The organism is Xanthobacter lutulentifluminis (assembly GCF_043194675.2).
Lineage (GTDB): Bacteria > Pseudomonadota > Alphaproteobacteria > Rhizobiales > Xanthobacteraceae > Xanthobacter.
Window position 1 is genome coordinate 2,426,206 of sequence record NZ_CM195525.1, and the last position, 15,332, is coordinate 2,441,537.

Genomic DNA, 15,332 nt, shown 5'->3' on the forward strand with positions numbered 1-15,332 from the left:
CCCGTTTCTTCACGCCCTGTCTATCGCGCGGCGCGGCGGCACAGAAGCGCCCCGTGTGCACAGCGCCCTTGCCCGGGCGGCGACAGCCCGGGCAAGCCGCTCGGCCGAGGCATTCTGCGGCCTGGCGCGAGAGGCGGTTGCCCCGGTGCGTTGGGTCGACCGGCCCGGACCGCGCGCCTGTGGCCGGCGCGATCCCATCGCCGCGCGGCCGGGGTCTCGCGCTCTTCTTCGATGAGGGCGAGCGCCGACCGCCGGTGAGGCGGTCCGATCCCGCCGGGCCCGCGCTCAGGCCGCGCGGGCCGGGAAGGTGATGCCGGGGGGCGGCGGGCCGCCGGTGGCCCAATCGATCAGCTCCACCGTATGGGCCACCGGCACGCCGGTTCCGGAGGCGATCTGCGTCATGCAGCCGATGTTGCCGGCGGCGATCACGTCCGCCCCCAGCGCCTCCAGCGTCGCCACCTTGCGGGCCTTCAGCTGGCCGGCGAGATCGCTCTGCAGCATGTTGTAGGTGCCGGCGGAGCCGCAGCACAGATGCGCGTCGAACGGCTCGGCGACGGTGAAGCCCACGGCGCGCAGCAGCTCCACCGGCGGGCCCTTCACCTTCTGCCCGTGCTGGAGCGAGCAGGCGGCGTGATAGGCCACCGTCCGGCCCAGCGGCGCGGGCGCGCGCGGCAGGTCGAGGGTGGCGAGGAACTCGGTGATGTCCCGCGTGATGGCCGAGACCCGCGCCGCCTTTTCGGCATAGGCGGGGTCGAGCCGCAGCATGTGGCCGTAGTCCTTGATGGGCGTGCCGCAGCCGGACGTGGTGACGACGATGGCATCGAGCCCCGGCCCGTCCATCTCGCGGATCCACGCGTCGACGTTGGTGCGGGCGAAGGCGAGCGCCTCCTCCTCGCGCCCCATGTGGTGGACGATGGCGCCGCAGCAGCCTTCCCCTTCCACCCGCACCACCTCAACCCCGAGGCGCGTCAGCACCCGCACGGCGGCGGCGTCGATCTCCGGCCGCAGCACCGGCTGGGCGCAGCCGCGCAGCAGCGCGATGCGCGCCCGCCGCGTGCCCTGAGCCGGGTGGACGCCGGCGGCCTCGGCCGGCGAGGGGCCGGCGGGCAGGCCGGGGGCGAGGCGCAGCATGGCGGCGAGCGGCTTCAGCGCCGGCACCTTGGCCAGCAGGCCGGCGAACGGGCGGCCGGCGAGCGCGCCCACCAGCGCCATGCGGAAGCGGGCCGGATAGGGCAGCACGCGCGCCAGAAGCTCGCGCACCAGCCGGTCGGCCGGCGGACGGGAATAGGTCTTCTCGATATGCACCCGCGCCTGATCCACGAGGTGCATGTAGTTCACGCCGGAGGGGCAGGTGGACATGCAGGAGAGGCAGGAGAGGCAGCGGTCGATGTGCTTCACCTCCTCGGCCGAGGCCGGGCGGTCGTTCTCCAGCATGTCCTTGATGAGGTAGATGCGCCCGCGCGGGGAATCGAGCTCGTCGCCGAGCAGCACGTAGGTGGGGCAGGTGGCGGTGCAGAAGCCGCAATGCACGCACGCGCGCAGGATCCTGTCCGCCTCCTGGATGCGCGGATCGGCGAGCTGGGCGGGGGAGAAATGGGTCTGCATGGGCTCAGCCGTGCGCGGGAGGAGCGGGAGGGCGGTACGTCATCTCACATTCCCGGATGCATGCGGCCGGGGTTGAGCACGCGCGCGGGGTCGAAGCTCTCCTTCACGCGCTGGGTCAGGGCGGCGAGGGCGCCGTCGAGCGGCTGGAACACCGCGGTGCGGGCGCGCTCGGCCGCGCTGGCGCGGAACAGGGTCGCGTGGCCGCCGTGGGGCGCGAGGGCCGCGCGCACCTCCTGGGCGTGGGAGCCCTCTCCGGGCAGGCTCAGCCAGACGAGGCCGCCGGCCCAGTCGCAGAAGGCCTCGCCCCCGAGATCGGCGGCGAGGCGCGTCGCCAGCGCGGGACCGGCGGTGGGGGCGGTGGAGATGCGCCACAGCGCCCGCTCGCCCAGCCCCTGGAATGGCGCCACGTCGCGGACCGCCCGCCACAGGTCGCGGGAGGCATCGGTCTCCAGCGTCTGGAGGGACCCGCAGGCGGCGAGCACCTGCGCCAGCATGGCACGGCGGGCGGCGACCGAGGGGCCGAACCCCTCCATGCGCAGCGCCACGCTGGTCGGCGCGCCGGCAAGATGGGGCAGGCGGCCGGTGATGGTCTCCGGCAGGAAAGCGGCGCCGGACACCTCGCAGGAGGAGCCCATGGCCGCCGACAGCGCCCGCGCCGCCGTCTCCGGCCCGTCCACGGGCGCCAGCACGGTGGCTTCCAGCGGCGGGCGCGGCAGCACCTTCACGGTGATCTCGGTGACGACGCCGAGCGTGCCCCAGGCCCCGGCCATCAGGCGCGGCAGGTCGTAGCCGGTGACATTCTTCACCACCCGTCCGCCGGACTTGAACACCTCGCCCCGGCCGGAGACGGCGCGGATGCCCAGCGCATGGTCGCGCGCCGCGCCGTGGCTGATGCGGCGCGGTCCGGCGAGGTTGACGGCGAACATGCCTCCCAGCGTGCCGGTGCGCGCGGGGCCGCCGAGCAGGGGACCCGCGTCCATGGGCTCGAACGCCAGCATCTGCCCGCTGGAGGCGAGCATGTCCTCGATATCGGCGCGGGGGGTGCCGGCGCGGGCGGACAGCACCAGCTCCTCGGGCTCGTAGAGGGTGACGCCGGTCAGGCCCGACAGGTCGAGGGCCATGTCGGCCGCAGCCGGGCGGCCGAGCGCGTGCATGGAGCCCTGGCCCCGGATCTCGATGGTGCGTCCGGTGCCGAGGGTGGCGCGGACCGTGTCCGCCACCTCCGCCTCGTCGCGGGCTTCGATGGTCTCGCTCATGGCTGTCTCGTCCGGCGCGTCAGAAGCGCGGCAGGTCGGGGAAGGGCAGGGCGCCGCCGCTCACATGCATGCGGCCGAGCTCGGCGCAGCGGTGGAGCGTCGGGAACACCTTGCCGGGATTGAGCAGGCTGTCCGCGTCGAAGGCGCATTTCAGCCTGAGCTGCTGGGCGAGGTCGACCTCGTTGAACATGGTGTCCATGAGGTCGCGCTTTTCCACCCCCACCCCGTGCTCGCCGGTGAGCACGCCGCCCACCTCCACGCACAGGCGCAGGATGTCGGCGCCGAAGCTCTCCGCCGCGTGCAGCTCGCCGGGGGCGTTGGCGTCATAGAGGATGAGCGGGTGCAGGTTGCCGTCGCCGGCGTGGAACACGTTCGCCACCCGAAGCCCGTACTTGGCGGAGAGCTCGCGCATGCGCGCCAGCACGAACGGCAGCTCGCGGCGGGGAATGGTGCCGTCCATGCAGAGGTAATCGGGCGAGAGCCGGCCCACCGCCGGGAAGGCGGCCTTGCGGCCGGCCCAGAAGCCGAGCCGTTCCTGCTCGCTGGTGGAGACGCGCAGGGTGACGGCGTTGCAGCCCTCGGCGATGCGCGTGACCTCTTCCAGCAGGTGGGCGCATTCGGCCTCCGGCCCGTCCAGCTCGACGATCAGCAGGGCCTCCACGTCGAGCGGATAGCCCACGTGCACGAAGGCCTCGGCGGCGGCGATGGCGTCCCTGTCCATCATCTCGATGCCGGCGGGAATGATGCCGCCGGCGATGATCTGCGCCACGCAGGCGCCTGCATCCTCGGAGGTCGGGAAGCCCACCAGCACCGCCCGGGCCGTGTCGGGCTTCTTGAGGAGGCGGACGGTGACCTCGGTGACCACGCCGAGCAGCCCCTCCGAGCCGATGATGACCGAGAGCAGGTCGAGGCCGCCGGCATCCAGATGCTTGCCGCCAAGCCGCACGATCTCGCCGGTGATCAGCACCAGCTCCACGCCCAGCACGTTGTTGGTGGTCAGCCCGTATTTCAGGCAGTGCACGCCGCCGGAATTCTCCCCGACATTGCCGCCGATGGTGCAGGCGATCTGCGAGGAGGGGTCGGGCGCGTAATAGAAGCCGAGATGGTCCACCGCCTTGGAGATGCCGAGGTTGGTGACGCCGGGCTGCACCACGGCGCAGCGGTTGGCGGTGTCCACCTCGAGGATGCGGTTGAACTTGCCCATGCCCAGCAGCACGGCGTCCCCGAGCGGCAGGGCGCCGCCGGAGAGCGAGGTGCCGGCGCCGCGCGGCACCACGCGGATGCCGTTGTCGCTGCAGTATTTCAGGACCTGCGCCACCTGCGCGGTGGTGGACGGCAGCACCACCACCAGCGGCAGCTGGCGATAGGCGGTGAGGGCGTCGCTTTCGTAGGGCCGCATCTCGCGCTCGTGGGAGATCACGCCCTCGCCGGGCACGATGGCCCGGAGGTCGGCGATGATCTGGTCCCGGCGGGCGAGCACTTCCCCCTTCGCTTCCGGCAGCCTGAGGCCCGGAGCTGTTCCCGTCATGGCGGCGTCCCTCGCGCGCGATCTTGTTGGCGGCAACTATAATCGGTTCAGCGGGAAAAGAAGTCGCGGATTGTTTCCGTCGGGGATAAAGTCGTCGGCACAAATCAGAAAAATCGCCGCCGGCGGGGCCGGACCGGCGCAGGGAGTGGGCCGGCGATGATCGGCAATCTGGGTGATCTGGAAATCTTCGCGCGCATCGTCACGGCCGGCAGCCTCTCCGCGGCCGGGCGGGAGATGGGGCTGTCGCCGCCCGTGGTCTCCAAACGGGTGCAGCGGCTGGAGGAGCGCCTCGGCGCGCGGCTGTTCCAGCGCACCACGCGAAAGGTGACGCTGACCGAGGCCGGGCAGGGCTTCTACGAGCGTGTCGTCGCCATCCTCGCCTCCATCGAGGAGGCGGAAAGCCAGCTCGCCCGCAAGTCGTCGGAGGCGCGCGGCCTGCTCAGGGTGTCGGCGCCGACCTCGTTCGGCCGCATGCACATCGCCCCGCACCTGCTGCCCCTGCTGGCCGCCAATCCGGACATGACGATCGATCTGGAGCTGTCGGACTCGTTCGTGGACATCGTCGGCGAGGGGTTCGACGTGGCGGTGCGCATCGCCGACCTCAACGATTCCAGCCTCGTCGCCCGCCGCCTCGCGCCGGTCCACCGGGTGCTGTGCGCGACCCCGGCCTATCTCGCCTCTGCCGGGGAGCCGCGCCAGATCGCCGACCTCGCCGGTCACGTGCTGCTCGCCACCCACGGGCAGGACCCGTGGCGGCTTGAGGGCCCGGACGGGCCGGTGACGCTCAGGGTGCATTCCCAGCTGCGCACCAATTCCAACGAGGTGGTGCGCGAGGCGGTGCTGGCCTCGGTGGGCATCGCCCTCAGGTCGACCTGGGACGTGGGGCCGGAGCTCAGGTCCGGCGCGCTGAAGGTGGTGCTGCCGCGCTGGCGCGCCTCCCACCGGGTGGGGCTGTTCGCGGTCTATCCCTCGCGGCGCTTCCTGCCGCAGAAGGTGCGGGTGTTCATCGACCACCTCGCCGCGCTCTACGGACAGGGACATGGCGGCGTGCCGCCATGGGACGAGGGCCTCGCCCACCTGCTGGAGGCCCAGCAGGCGGCGTGAGGGCGGGGCTCAGGCGCCTCAGACGTCCACGCTGGCGCGCAGGGCGTTCTCCTGGATGAACTCGCGGCGCGGCTCCACTGTGTCGCCCATGAGGCGGTTGAACAGGTCGTCCGCCGCGTCCACCTCTTTCACCCGTACCTGCAGCAGGGAGCGGGCGTTGATGTCGAGGGTGGTCTCCCACAGCTGCTCGGGGTTCATCTCGCCCAGGCCTTTGTAGCGCTGCAGCGAGAGGCCCTTGCGGCCGGCGTCCGTCACCGCGTCGAACAGGTCCACGGCGCCGAACAGGGGCTGCTCGTCGCTCTTGCGGCGGAGCGTGGCGGCCGTGGTGAACACGGCCTCCAGCTCGCGGGCCAGCGTGTCGAGGCGGCGGGCTTCCGGGGACGCGACGAAGGTGTGGTCGAGCCGGGCCACCTCCGCGACGCCGCGCACGGTGCGGGTGAAGGCATAGCCGGTCTCGTCGTAGGTGCCGGTCCAGCCGCGCTCGGTCTCCTCGGCCAGCGCGTCGAGCCGGCCGCCCACCGCGGCGGCGGCCGCCTGCCCGGCGGCCTCGTCCTGCAGTGCGGGAGCGGCGAAGGCGCCGGCCAGCGCCGCCTGCTCGGCCACGGCGCGGTTGTAGCGCGGGTGCAGCCCGCCCAGCGTCGCGCGCAGCTGGCGCGACACCTCCACCACATGGGCGAGGTCGGCGCCCATCCGCACCTCGCCCGAGGCGAGATGCAGCGAGGCGTCGTCGAGGCCGGCGGTGACCAGATAATCCTCCAGCGCCTTCTCGTCCTTCAGGTAGGTCTCGGACTTGCCGCGCGTCACCTTGTAGAGCGGCGGCTGGGCGATGAAGAGATGGCCCGCGTCCACGATCTCCGGCATCTGGCGGAAGAAGAAGGTGAGCAGCAGGGTGCGGATGTGGGCGCCGTCCACGTCGGCGTCCGTCATGATGATGATCTTGTGGTAGCGCAGCTTCGAGATGTCGAAGTCGTCGCGGCCGATGCCGGTGCCGAGCGCGGTGATGAGCGTGCCGATCTGCTCGGAGGAGAGCATCTTGTCGAAGCGCGCGCGCTCCACGTTCAGGATCTTGCCGCGCAGGGGCAGCACCGCCTGGAAGGCGCGGTCGCGGCCCTGCTTGGCGGAGCCGCCGGCCGAGTCACCCTCGACGATGAAGATCTCGGACTTGGCCGGGTCGCGCTCCTGGCAGTCGGCGAGCTTGCCGGGCAGGGAGGCGATGTCCAGCGGGCTCTTGCGGCGGGTGAGGTCGCGCGCCTTGCGGGCGGCCTCGCGGGCGGCGGCGGCCTCCACCACCTTGCCGATGACCGATTTCGCCTCGGCCGGATTCTCCTCGAACCAGGTGGAGAGCGCCTCGCCCACCAAATTCTCCACCACCGGGCGGACCTCGGAGGACACGAGCTTGTCCTTGGTCTGGGACGAGAACTTGGGGTCCGGCACCTTCACCGAGAGCACGGCGGTAAGGCCCTCGCGGCAGTCCTCGCCGGTGGGCTCCACCTTCTCCTTCTTGGAGATGCCGGAGGTGTTGGCATAGCCCAGCACCTGCCGGGTGAGGGCGGCGGCGAAGCCGGTGAAATGGGTGCCGCGATCACGCTGGGGAATGTTGTTGGTGAAGCACAGGACGTTCTCGTGGTAGCCGTCATTCCACGAAAGCGCGGCTTCCACGGCGATGCCGTCCTTCTCCGCCCGGATCACCACCGGCTTGGGGATCAGGGCGCTCTTGGAGCGGTCGAGATATTTCACGAACGCCTCGACGCCGCCCTCGTAGTGCAGCTCCTCGCGCTTCGGCTCGGGGCCGCGCGCGTCGGTGAGCACGATGAGCACGCCGGAGTTCAGGAACGCCAGCTCGCGCAGGCGGTGCTCCAGGGTGGCGTAGTCGAATTCGATCTTGGTGAAGGTCTCGGGCGAGGGCAGGAAGGTCACCTTGGTGCCGCGCCGGCCGGCCGGCACCTCGCCCACCACCTTCAGCGGGGCCTCCGCCTCGCCGTGGCGGAAGCGCATGTAGTGCTCCTTGCCGTCGCGCCAGATGACGAGGTCGAGGGTGGTGGACAAAGCGTTGACCACCGAGACGCCCACCCCGTGCAGGCCGCCGGAGACCTTGTACGAGTTCTGGTTGAACTTACCGCCGGCGTGCAGCTGGGTCATGATGACCTCGGCCGCGGAGACGCCCTCCTCCGGGTGGAGGTCGGTGGGAATGCCGCGGCCGTCGTCGGTCACGGTCACCGAGCCGTCGGCGTTGAGGGTGACGGTCACCTCCTTCGCCCAGCCGGCCAGCGCCTCGTCGATGGCGTTGTCCACCACCTCGTACACCATGTGGTGCAGGCCCGAGCCGTCGTCGGTGTCGCCGATGTACATGCCGGGGCGCTTGCGCACGGCATCGAGGCCCTTGAGGACCTGGATGGACTGGGCGCCGTAGTCGTCGGGGGACGCGGCAGGCACGGGTTCGGCCATGGTGAATCTCGAATCGTTAAGCGACTTGGCGAAAATCTAGCGCAAAGTGGCGGTTATTTGGTGGCGGCGACGCGGCTTTCCACCGTGCCGGCCGCGCGGAAGCGTGCATATCCGTCCGCCCGCAACCTGCAGGCGGGGCATTCGCCGCAGCCATAGCCCCAGGCATGGCGCTGGCCGCGCTCGCCCAGGTAGCAGGTGTGGGTGTCCTCGACGATCAGGTCCACCAGCGCCGTCCCGCCCAGCTCCTCGGCGAGCCGCCAGGTGTCGGCCTTGTCGATCCACATGAGCGGGGTGTGGAGCACGAAGCGCTTTTCCATGCCGAGGTTCAGCGCCACCTGCATGGCCTTGATGGTGTCGTCCCGGCAGTCCGGATAACCGGAAAAGTCGGTCTCGCACATGCCGCCGACGATGTGCCGGAGCCCGCGACGGTAGGCAAGCGCCGCCGCGAAGGTGAGGAACACCAGGTTGCGGCCGGGCACGAAGGTGTTCGGCAGGCCGCCTTCGGCCATCTCCACCGCCACCTCGCGGGTCAGCGCCGTGTCGGAGATCTGGCCCAGCACCGGCATGTCCAGCATGTGGTCGGCGCCGAGCCGGGCCGCCCAGCACGGATCGAGCCGGGCGAACGCCTCCCGCAGCACCGGCCGGCGCTCCAGCTCAACGGCGTGGCGCTGGCCATAGTGGAAGCCGAGCGTCTCCACCCGCTCGAACCGCTCCAGCGCATAGGCGAGGCAGGTGGCGGAATCCTGCCCGCCGGAGAACAGCACGAGCGCGCCCTCCCCGGCGGGAACCGTCGTCTCAGGCATGCGGGCGGGCCTCCCCGGGGAGGACGGCGCGGAAGGTCGCAGCGTGGATGCTCATTCGCCGGGCGCCCGGGCCTCGATGGCGAGGGCGTGCAGGCCGCGGGCGATCTCGCCCTGGAGCAGGCCGTTCACGATCCGGTGGCGCTCCAGCCGGCTCTTGCCGGCAAAGCCCGCGGATACCACCCGCACGCGCAGATGCGTCAGCCCGCCGTCGTGGCGATGGCCCGCGCCCTTCAGGTCATGCATCACCCCGGCATGGCCGGCGTGCTTGTGGCTCTCGTCCTCCAGCTCGAGGAGCACCGGGGACAATCCCTCCTCAAGGGTGCGGCGGATGGCGGCAAGGGCAGTTTCGGACATCATGAAATCCAATGGCTGAAATGGAAGGGTTTGATGGCGCCCCAGATGGCGCCGGCCCGTGGGGCGCATTATATGTGGCTTGTCGCGGCCCGCCTACCATCCGGCGGGCAGGGCGTTCCGGCTCAGCCGCCGCCCGTTTTTCGCCAAACCTCGTTTCTTGCCGCGCCGCGGTACGGCGCTCATAATCGACGCACCATGAAGCTCGACTCCCCCTTCTTCGACCGCATCCGGGTGAAGCCCGCAGAGGACCGGCAGCAGCGCAGCCCGGTTCTCAACGGCTGCCAGTGGCCGGGGTGCACGGCGGAGGGCACCCATCGCGCCCCCAAGGGCCGCGGCCGGGAAGGGCAGTACTGGCAGTATTGCCTCGACCATGTGCGCGCCTACAACCAGTCCTACAATTATTTCGCGGGCATGACCGACGATGCGGTCTACGCCTACCAGAAGGACGCGCTGACCGGCCACCGCCCCACCTGGAAGATGGGGGCCAAGGGCGGCGGGCAGGAGCGGCCGCATCCGTTCTCCGAGGCAGCGCGCGGCGGCATGCGCGACCCCTTCGGCTTCACCGCCGAGATGGGCGCCGCCTTCAGCGCCGACCGACCCGAGCCGGACGGTCGCATCGTGCGCACCACCGAGCGGCGGGCGCTGGAGGTGATGGGCCTCGAGATGTCCGCCGGCGCGGCCGAGATCAAGGCCCGCTACAAGGAGCTGGTGAAGCTGCACCATCCGGACGCGAACGGCGGCGACCGCTCGTCCGAGGACCGGTTGCGCAGCGTCATTCAGGCCTACAACAGCCTGAAACAGGCGGGTTTCTGCTGACCGATCCGAAGGATGGCCGGCTTCACGCGGTGGCGGGCACAGGCGGCCGCCGCACCGGGACGACACAGGAAAGGCGCGCGCGGCGCGGCGACGGAGGAGTTATGAGCGGCACGGAGACCATTGCCCCGACCCCGGACATGAAGGTGTCGGTTCGCCAGACGTTCGGCATCGACATCGACATGGAGGTTCCGGCCTTCTCCGAGGCGGATCCGCACGTGCCGGAGCTGGACCCCGACTATCTGTTCGATCGGCCGACCACCCTCGCCATCCTCGCCGGCTTCGCCCGAAATCGCCGCGTGATGGTCACTGGCTACCATGGCACCGGCAAGTCCACCCATATCGAGCAGGTGGCCGCGCGGCTGAACTGGCCGTGCGTGCGCATCAACCTCGACAGCCACATCTCGCGCATCGATCTCATCGGCAAGGATGCGATCGTGGTGAAGGATGGCCTGCAGGTCACCGAATTCCGCGACGGCATCCTGCCCTGGGCCTACCAGAACAACGTGGCCCTGGTGTTCGACGAGTATGATGCCGGCCGCCCGGACGTGATGTTCGTGATCCAGCGCGTGCTGGAGAGCTCCGGCCGCCTCACCCTGCTCGACCAGAGCCGGGTGATCCGCCCCCACGCGGCCTTCCGCCTGTTCGCCACCGCCAACACCATCGGCCTCGGCGACACCACCGGCCTCTATCACGGCACCCAGCAGATCAACCAGGCGCAGATGGACCGCTGGTCCATCGTCACGACCCTGAACTATCTCGCCCACGACAAGGAAGTGGACATCGTGCTCGCCAAGGCGAAGCACTTCCAGAACGTCGAGGGCCGCGACACGGTCAACCGCATGGTGCGCCTCGCCGACCTCACCCGGCAGGCGTTCATGAACGGCGATCTGTCCACGGTGATGAGCCCGCGCACGGTCATCACCTGGGCCGAGAACGCGGACATCTTCCGCGACATCGCCTTTGCCCTGCGCGTCACCTTCCTCAACAAGTGCGACGAGCTGGAGCGGCCGCTGGTGGCGGAGTTCTACCAGCGCTGCTTCGGGCAGGAGCTGGCCGAGAGCACCGTGAACGTCGCCCTGTCCTGAGCCGGGCGCGTTCCGGCTTGGGTTCGTTATCCCGTTCATCGGAAACGGGGTAACGAACCAGGTCCTTGAGTTGACGCATTTTCTTCACGCGGGCCGGTTGCCGCCTCGCTCGAAAATACCCTGGCTTCCATCGACGCGAGACCACAGCATGGCCCCCACCAACCGCACATCCGGGAAGGCGCCAAAGGAAGCTCCCGCCGAGCCGTTCAAGCGGGCGGTGGCGGGCTGCTTCAAGGCCATCGCCGGGGTGGCCGAGTTCGAGGTGACCTTCGCCTCCGAGCGGCCGGCGCTGGCGCCCGACCGGGTGCGCCTGCCCGAGCCGCCCCGTCGCTTCACCGTGCAGGACGCGGCCATCGTCCGCGGCCACGCCGATGCGCTGGCGCTGCGCCGCGCCTGCCATGATCCCTCGGTGCATCGCAGGATGCTGCCGCAGGGCGACACCGCCCGCGCGGTGTTCGAGGCGGTGGAGCAGGCGCGCGTGGAGGCCATCGGCGGCAACCGCATGCCGGGGGTGAAGCGCAACCTCGCGGCCATGCTGCAGGACCGCTACCACCGCGGCAATTATGCCGACGTGACCGACCGCGCCGACGCCCCCATCGAGGACGCCATCGCCCTCATGGTGCGCGAGCGCCTCACCGGCGAGGCGCCGCCTCCGGACGCGCGCAAGATCGTCGACCTGTGGCGTTCCTACATCGAGGACCGCGCCGCCGGCGACCTCGCGCGCCTCTCCGGCAGCCTGGAGAACCAGAAGCGGTTCGGCGAGATCGCCCGCGACCTGCTCGCTTCCCTCGACATGGGCGAGGAGAGCGGGCTCGACACCGAGCAGGAGCCCGAGGACGCCGAGAACCAGGGCGGCTCGGAGGAGGAGGGCGGCGAGGCCGGCCAGTCCCAGGAGGACGAGCGCCAGCAGGGCGCCAGCGAGATGGAGGCCGAGCTCTCCGAGGAGGAGATGCCCGACAGCGCCGCCGAGAGCGACGCCGCCCCGCCTGCCGAGATCCCCGACGGCACCGAGCTGGGCGACAGCGAGGAGCCGGCCGAGCCCTGGCAGCCGCGCCCCCCCGTGACCCACGACAACCGGGGGCCGGAGTATCACGCCTTCACCCAGAAGTTCGACGAGGAGGTCTCGGCCGAGGACCTGTGCGATTCCGAGGAGCTGACCCGCCTTCGGTCCTACCTCGACAAGCAGCTCGCCCACCTGCAGGGCGTGGTGGCGCGCCTTGCCAACCGGCTGCAGCGGCGCCTGCTGGCGCAGCAGAACCGCGCCTGGGAGTTCGACCTGGAGGAAGGCGTGCTCGACCCGGCGCGCCTGCCCCGCGTCATCATGGACCCCATGGCCGCGCTCTCCTTCAAGCGCGAGCGCGACACCGACTTCCGCGACACGGTGGTGACGCTGCTGATCGACAATTCCGGCTCCATGCGCGGGCGGCCCATCACGGTCGCCGCCACCTGCGCCGACATCCTCGCCCGCACGCTGGAGCGCTGCGGCGTGAAGGTGGAGGTGCTGGGCTTCACCACCAAGGCATGGAAGGGCGGCCAGTCGCGCGAGGCCTGGCTCGCCGCCGGCAAGCCCGCCACCCCGGGCCGGCTCAACGATCTCAGGCACATCATCTACAAGTCGGCCGATGCCCCGTGGCGGCGGGCCCGGCGCAATCTCGGCCTGATGATGCGCGAGGGCCTCCTGAAGGAGAACATCGACGGCGAGGCGCTGGACTGGGCGCACAAGCGCCTGCTCGCCCGTCCCGAGGCGCGGCGCATCCTGATGATGATCTCCGACGGCGCGCCGGTGGACGACAGCACCCTCTCGGTGAACGCCGGCAACTATCTGGAACGGCACCTGCGGCACATCATCTCCGAGATCGAGACCCGCTCGCCGGTGGAGCTGATCGCCATCGGCATCGGCCATGACGTGACGCGCTATTACCGCCGCGCCGTCACCATCGTGGATGCCGAGGAGCTCGGAGGCGTGATGACGGAGAAGCTGGCCGAGCTGTTCGAGGAGCAGGCTGCCCGCGCCGGCGGACGTCTGCATTGAGGACGCGCACGCGGCTCGCGCTCGCCGCCGCCGGCGTCGCGGCCGCGCTCGCCCTTGTCCCGCTGGCCTTCTCCAAGCCGGCGGCCCTCTCCCCGGTGCCGGAGGCCATCACGGCCTCGGCCCGGCCCCTCGCCAGCTTCCGTCCGAAGGACGAGACCCGACGCTTCGGTCCGCTCGAATTCCGCGGCGGACTGGTGCTGTCCTCCGAGTTCGCCGGCTTCGGCGGCATCTCCGGCTTCGCGCTGGAGAATGACGGGCGCTTCCTCGCCGTCACCGATGCCGGCCTGTTCCTCTCCGGCCATCTCGACACCGAGGGCGACCGGCCGGTTGGCCTCTCCGACGTGACCGCCGCCGCGCTGCTCGACGACCAGGGCCGCATCCAGGCCACCCGCGACCGGGGCGACGTGGAATCCATCGCCATCGGCCCGGATGCCGTCTATGTGGGCATGGAGACCATCAACGAGATCTGGCGCTATCCCCGCGCGCCGCTGGGCGAAAAGGGGCGGGTGGTGCCGGCGCCTGCCATCAAGGGGCTCAAGCGCAACCTCGGGGTGGAGAGCCTCGCCTATGTGCCGTCCGGTCCCTACAAGGGGCTGCTGATCGCGGTGGGGGAGGAGGGCGCGGGGAAGGACGCGGACCTGCCCGGCTTCATCATCGGCGGGCCGGTGCCGGGCACCTTCGCCATCGCCCGCAGCGGGCCCTTCGCCGCCACCGACCTCGCGATTGCGCCGGACGGCACCATGTACCTGCTGGAGCGGCATTATTCACCGCTCACCGGGGTCTTCATGCAGATCCGCCGCTTCGCCCTTGCCGACGTGAAGCCGGGCGCACGGCTCACCGGCGAGGTGCTGGGCTCGTTCGATCTGGGCTATGAGATCGACAACATGGAAGGCCTCGCCGTGACCCGCAACGCGGCCGGCGAGACGTTGCTGACCATCGTCTCCGACGACAATTTCAGCCTGCTCCAGCGCACCATCCTCCTGCGCTTCGCTGTCGTCCCGGACTGAGCGGGCCGGCATTTGCCCCGTCCCGGATCGGGACAGGCCCGCCCGTCCGGCGGAACCGGAAGCGAACGAACCGGGCGCGAATCGGATGCGGGGCGATGATCCGTGTTCGTTCCGCGCCTGTCGCTCCTGCGGCCTGCTCTCGCCGCCCGTTCCTGCCACCGGTTCCTGCCGCCCGCCTGTCCACCGCCGCAACCGGCAGGTGGCGGCGCCGGCGCCCGCAGCCGTCTTGCCGCGCCGCACCCGCCGTGCCCTTATGGCCGCGCCCGTCCTCGACGGCGGGAGCTAGGGGCGCCCATCCATGATCGCGATCGGTCCGAACCTGTTCGTGCTCGTCCTTCTGGTGCTTGCGGTGGCGGTGGTGTTCGCCGGCGTGAAGACCGTGCCGCAGGGCTACCAGTACACGGTGGAGCGATTCCGCCGCTACACCAAGACCTTGCAGCCCGGCCTCAACCTCATCGTCCCGTTCATCGACCGCATCGGCAACCGCGTGAACGTGATGGAGCAGGTGCTGGACGTGCCCACCCAGGAGGTCATCACCAAGGACAACGCCACCGTCTCGGTGGACGGCGTCGCCTTCTTCCAGGTGTTCGACGCGGCCCGCGCCTCCTATGAGGTGGCGCAGCTGGAGCCCGCCATCCTGGCCCTGACCATGACCAACGTGCGCACCGTCATGGGCTCCATGGACCTCGACCAGCTGCTCTCCCACCGCGACGAGATCAACGAGCGCCTGCTGCGCGTGGTGGATGCCGCCGCCGCGCCCTGGGGCGTGAAGATCAACCGCATCGAGATCAAGGACATCGTGCCGCCGGCCAATCTCGTCAACGCCATGGCGCGCCAGATGAAGGCCGAGCGCGAGAAGCGCGCCGTCATCCTCGAGGCCGAGGGCCAGCGGCAGTCGGAGATCCTGAAGGCCGAGGGCCAGAAGCAGGGCCAGATCCTGCAGGCGGAGGGCCGGCGCGAGGCCGCCTTCCGCGACGCCGAGGCCCGCGAGCGCCTCGCCGAGGCCGACGCCCGCGCCACCCAGATGCTCTCCGCCGCGGTGGCGAGCGGCGACCCGGCCGCGCTCAACTACTACATCGCCGAGAAGTACGTGAAGGCGTTCGAGACCATGGGCGCCGCGCCCAACCAGAAGGTGGTGCTGATGCCCTATGAGGGCACGGCGCTGCTCGCCTCGCTCTCCGGCATCGGCGAGCTGGCGCGGGCGGCGTTCGCCGAGGGGACGGTGCCGGCGGCGCCGCGCCCGGCCCGGGCCCGCCCCACCGGGCCCGCCACCCCGCCTCCGGGCGAAGGCTGAGGA

General features: G+C 70.8%; 12 protein-coding genes. 6 read left to right on the forward strand and 6 right to left on the reverse strand.

Annotated features, from left to right (window positions below; genetic code table 11):
• Window positions 1-285: 285 nt before the first annotated feature.
• Genes glcF through V5F49_RS11090 form a run of 3 tightly spaced genes read right to left on the reverse strand, consistent with a single transcriptional unit; the run spans window position 286 to window position 4,389 of the window.
• Window positions 286-1,605 (reverse strand): glycolate oxidase subunit GlcF, encoded by a 1,320-nt coding sequence (gene glcF / locus V5F49_RS11080; RefSeq protein ID WP_394115749.1) that lies wholly within the window; start codon window positions 1,603-1,605, stop codon window positions 286-288.
• A gap of 44 nt (window positions 1,606-1,649) precedes the next feature.
• The gene (gene glcE / locus V5F49_RS11085; protein ID WP_394115748.1) at window positions 1,650-2,861 is read right to left on the reverse strand and encodes a glycolate oxidase subunit GlcE; all 1,212 of its coding nucleotides are present in this window, start codon (window positions 2,859-2,861) and stop codon (window positions 1,650-1,652) included.
• 19 nt (window positions 2,862-2,880) lie between these two features.
• The gene (locus V5F49_RS11090; RefSeq protein ID WP_394115747.1) at window positions 2,881-4,389 is read right to left on the reverse strand and encodes an FAD-linked oxidase C-terminal domain-containing protein; all 1,509 of its coding nucleotides are present in this window, start codon (window positions 4,387-4,389) and stop codon (window positions 2,881-2,883) included.
• 156 nt (window positions 4,390-4,545) lie between these two features.
• On the opposite strand from V5F49_RS11090, the gene V5F49_RS11095 reads away from it, so the two are divergent.
• On the forward strand, window positions 4,546-5,493 hold the full coding sequence (locus V5F49_RS11095) for a LysR family transcriptional regulator (RefSeq protein WP_394115746.1): 948 nt from the start codon (window positions 4,546-4,548) through the stop codon (window positions 5,491-5,493).
• Between the two features lie 18 nt (window positions 5,494-5,511).
• Here V5F49_RS11095 and gyrB read toward each other — a convergent pair whose 3' ends face one another.
• The 3 genes from gyrB to V5F49_RS11110 are packed head-to-tail and all read right to left on the reverse strand — an operon-like array spanning window position 5,512 to window position 9,095.
• Entirely contained in the window at window positions 5,512-7,938 is a 2,427-nt protein-coding gene (gene gyrB / locus V5F49_RS11100; protein ID WP_394115745.1) for a DNA topoisomerase (ATP-hydrolyzing) subunit B, read from the reverse strand.
• Between the two features lie 53 nt (window positions 7,939-7,991).
• Complete coding sequence (queC, locus tag V5F49_RS11105; protein ID WP_394115744.1) at window positions 7,992-8,741, reverse strand: 7-cyano-7-deazaguanine synthase QueC; 750 nt, start codon at window positions 8,739-8,741, stop codon at window positions 7,992-7,994.
• A gap of 51 nt (window positions 8,742-8,792) precedes the next feature.
• On the reverse strand, window positions 8,793-9,095 hold the full coding sequence (locus V5F49_RS11110) for a BolA family protein (protein WP_394115743.1): 303 nt from the start codon (window positions 9,093-9,095) through the stop codon (window positions 8,793-8,795).
• Between the two features lie 195 nt (window positions 9,096-9,290).
• On the opposite strand from V5F49_RS11110, the gene V5F49_RS11115 reads away from it, so the two are divergent.
• The 5 genes from V5F49_RS11115 to V5F49_RS11135 all read left to right on the forward strand — a co-directional run bounded on the left by V5F49_RS11115 (window position 9,291) and on the right by V5F49_RS11135 (window position 15,329).
• A complete protein-coding gene (locus V5F49_RS11115; RefSeq protein WP_394115742.1) occupies window positions 9,291-9,911 on the forward strand; it encodes a J domain-containing protein in 621 nt (206 codons plus the stop codon).
• 101 nt (window positions 9,912-10,012) lie between these two features.
• Entirely contained in the window at window positions 10,013-10,996 is a 984-nt protein-coding gene (gene cobS / locus V5F49_RS11120) for a cobaltochelatase subunit CobS (protein WP_394115741.1), read from the forward strand.
• A gap of 148 nt (window positions 10,997-11,144) precedes the next feature.
• Window positions 11,145-13,028: a cobaltochelatase subunit CobT gene (gene cobT / locus V5F49_RS11125; RefSeq protein WP_394115740.1), complete on the forward strand. Its 1,884-nt coding sequence runs from the start codon at window positions 11,145-11,147 to the stop codon at window positions 13,026-13,028.
• On the forward strand, window positions 13,025-14,035 hold the full coding sequence (locus tag V5F49_RS11130) for an esterase-like activity of phytase family protein (RefSeq protein ID WP_394115739.1): 1,011 nt from the start codon (window positions 13,025-13,027) through the stop codon (window positions 14,033-14,035). The genes cobT and V5F49_RS11130 overlap by 4 nt, the downstream gene beginning before the upstream one ends.
• Window positions 14,036-14,333: 298 nt before the next feature.
• Window positions 14,334-15,329 carry an SPFH domain-containing protein gene (locus V5F49_RS11135; protein ID WP_394115738.1) on the forward strand — a complete coding sequence of 332 codons (996 nt, stop codon included), beginning with the start codon at window positions 14,334-14,336 and terminating at the stop codon, window positions 15,327-15,329.
• Window positions 15,330-15,332 lie beyond the last annotated feature (3 nt).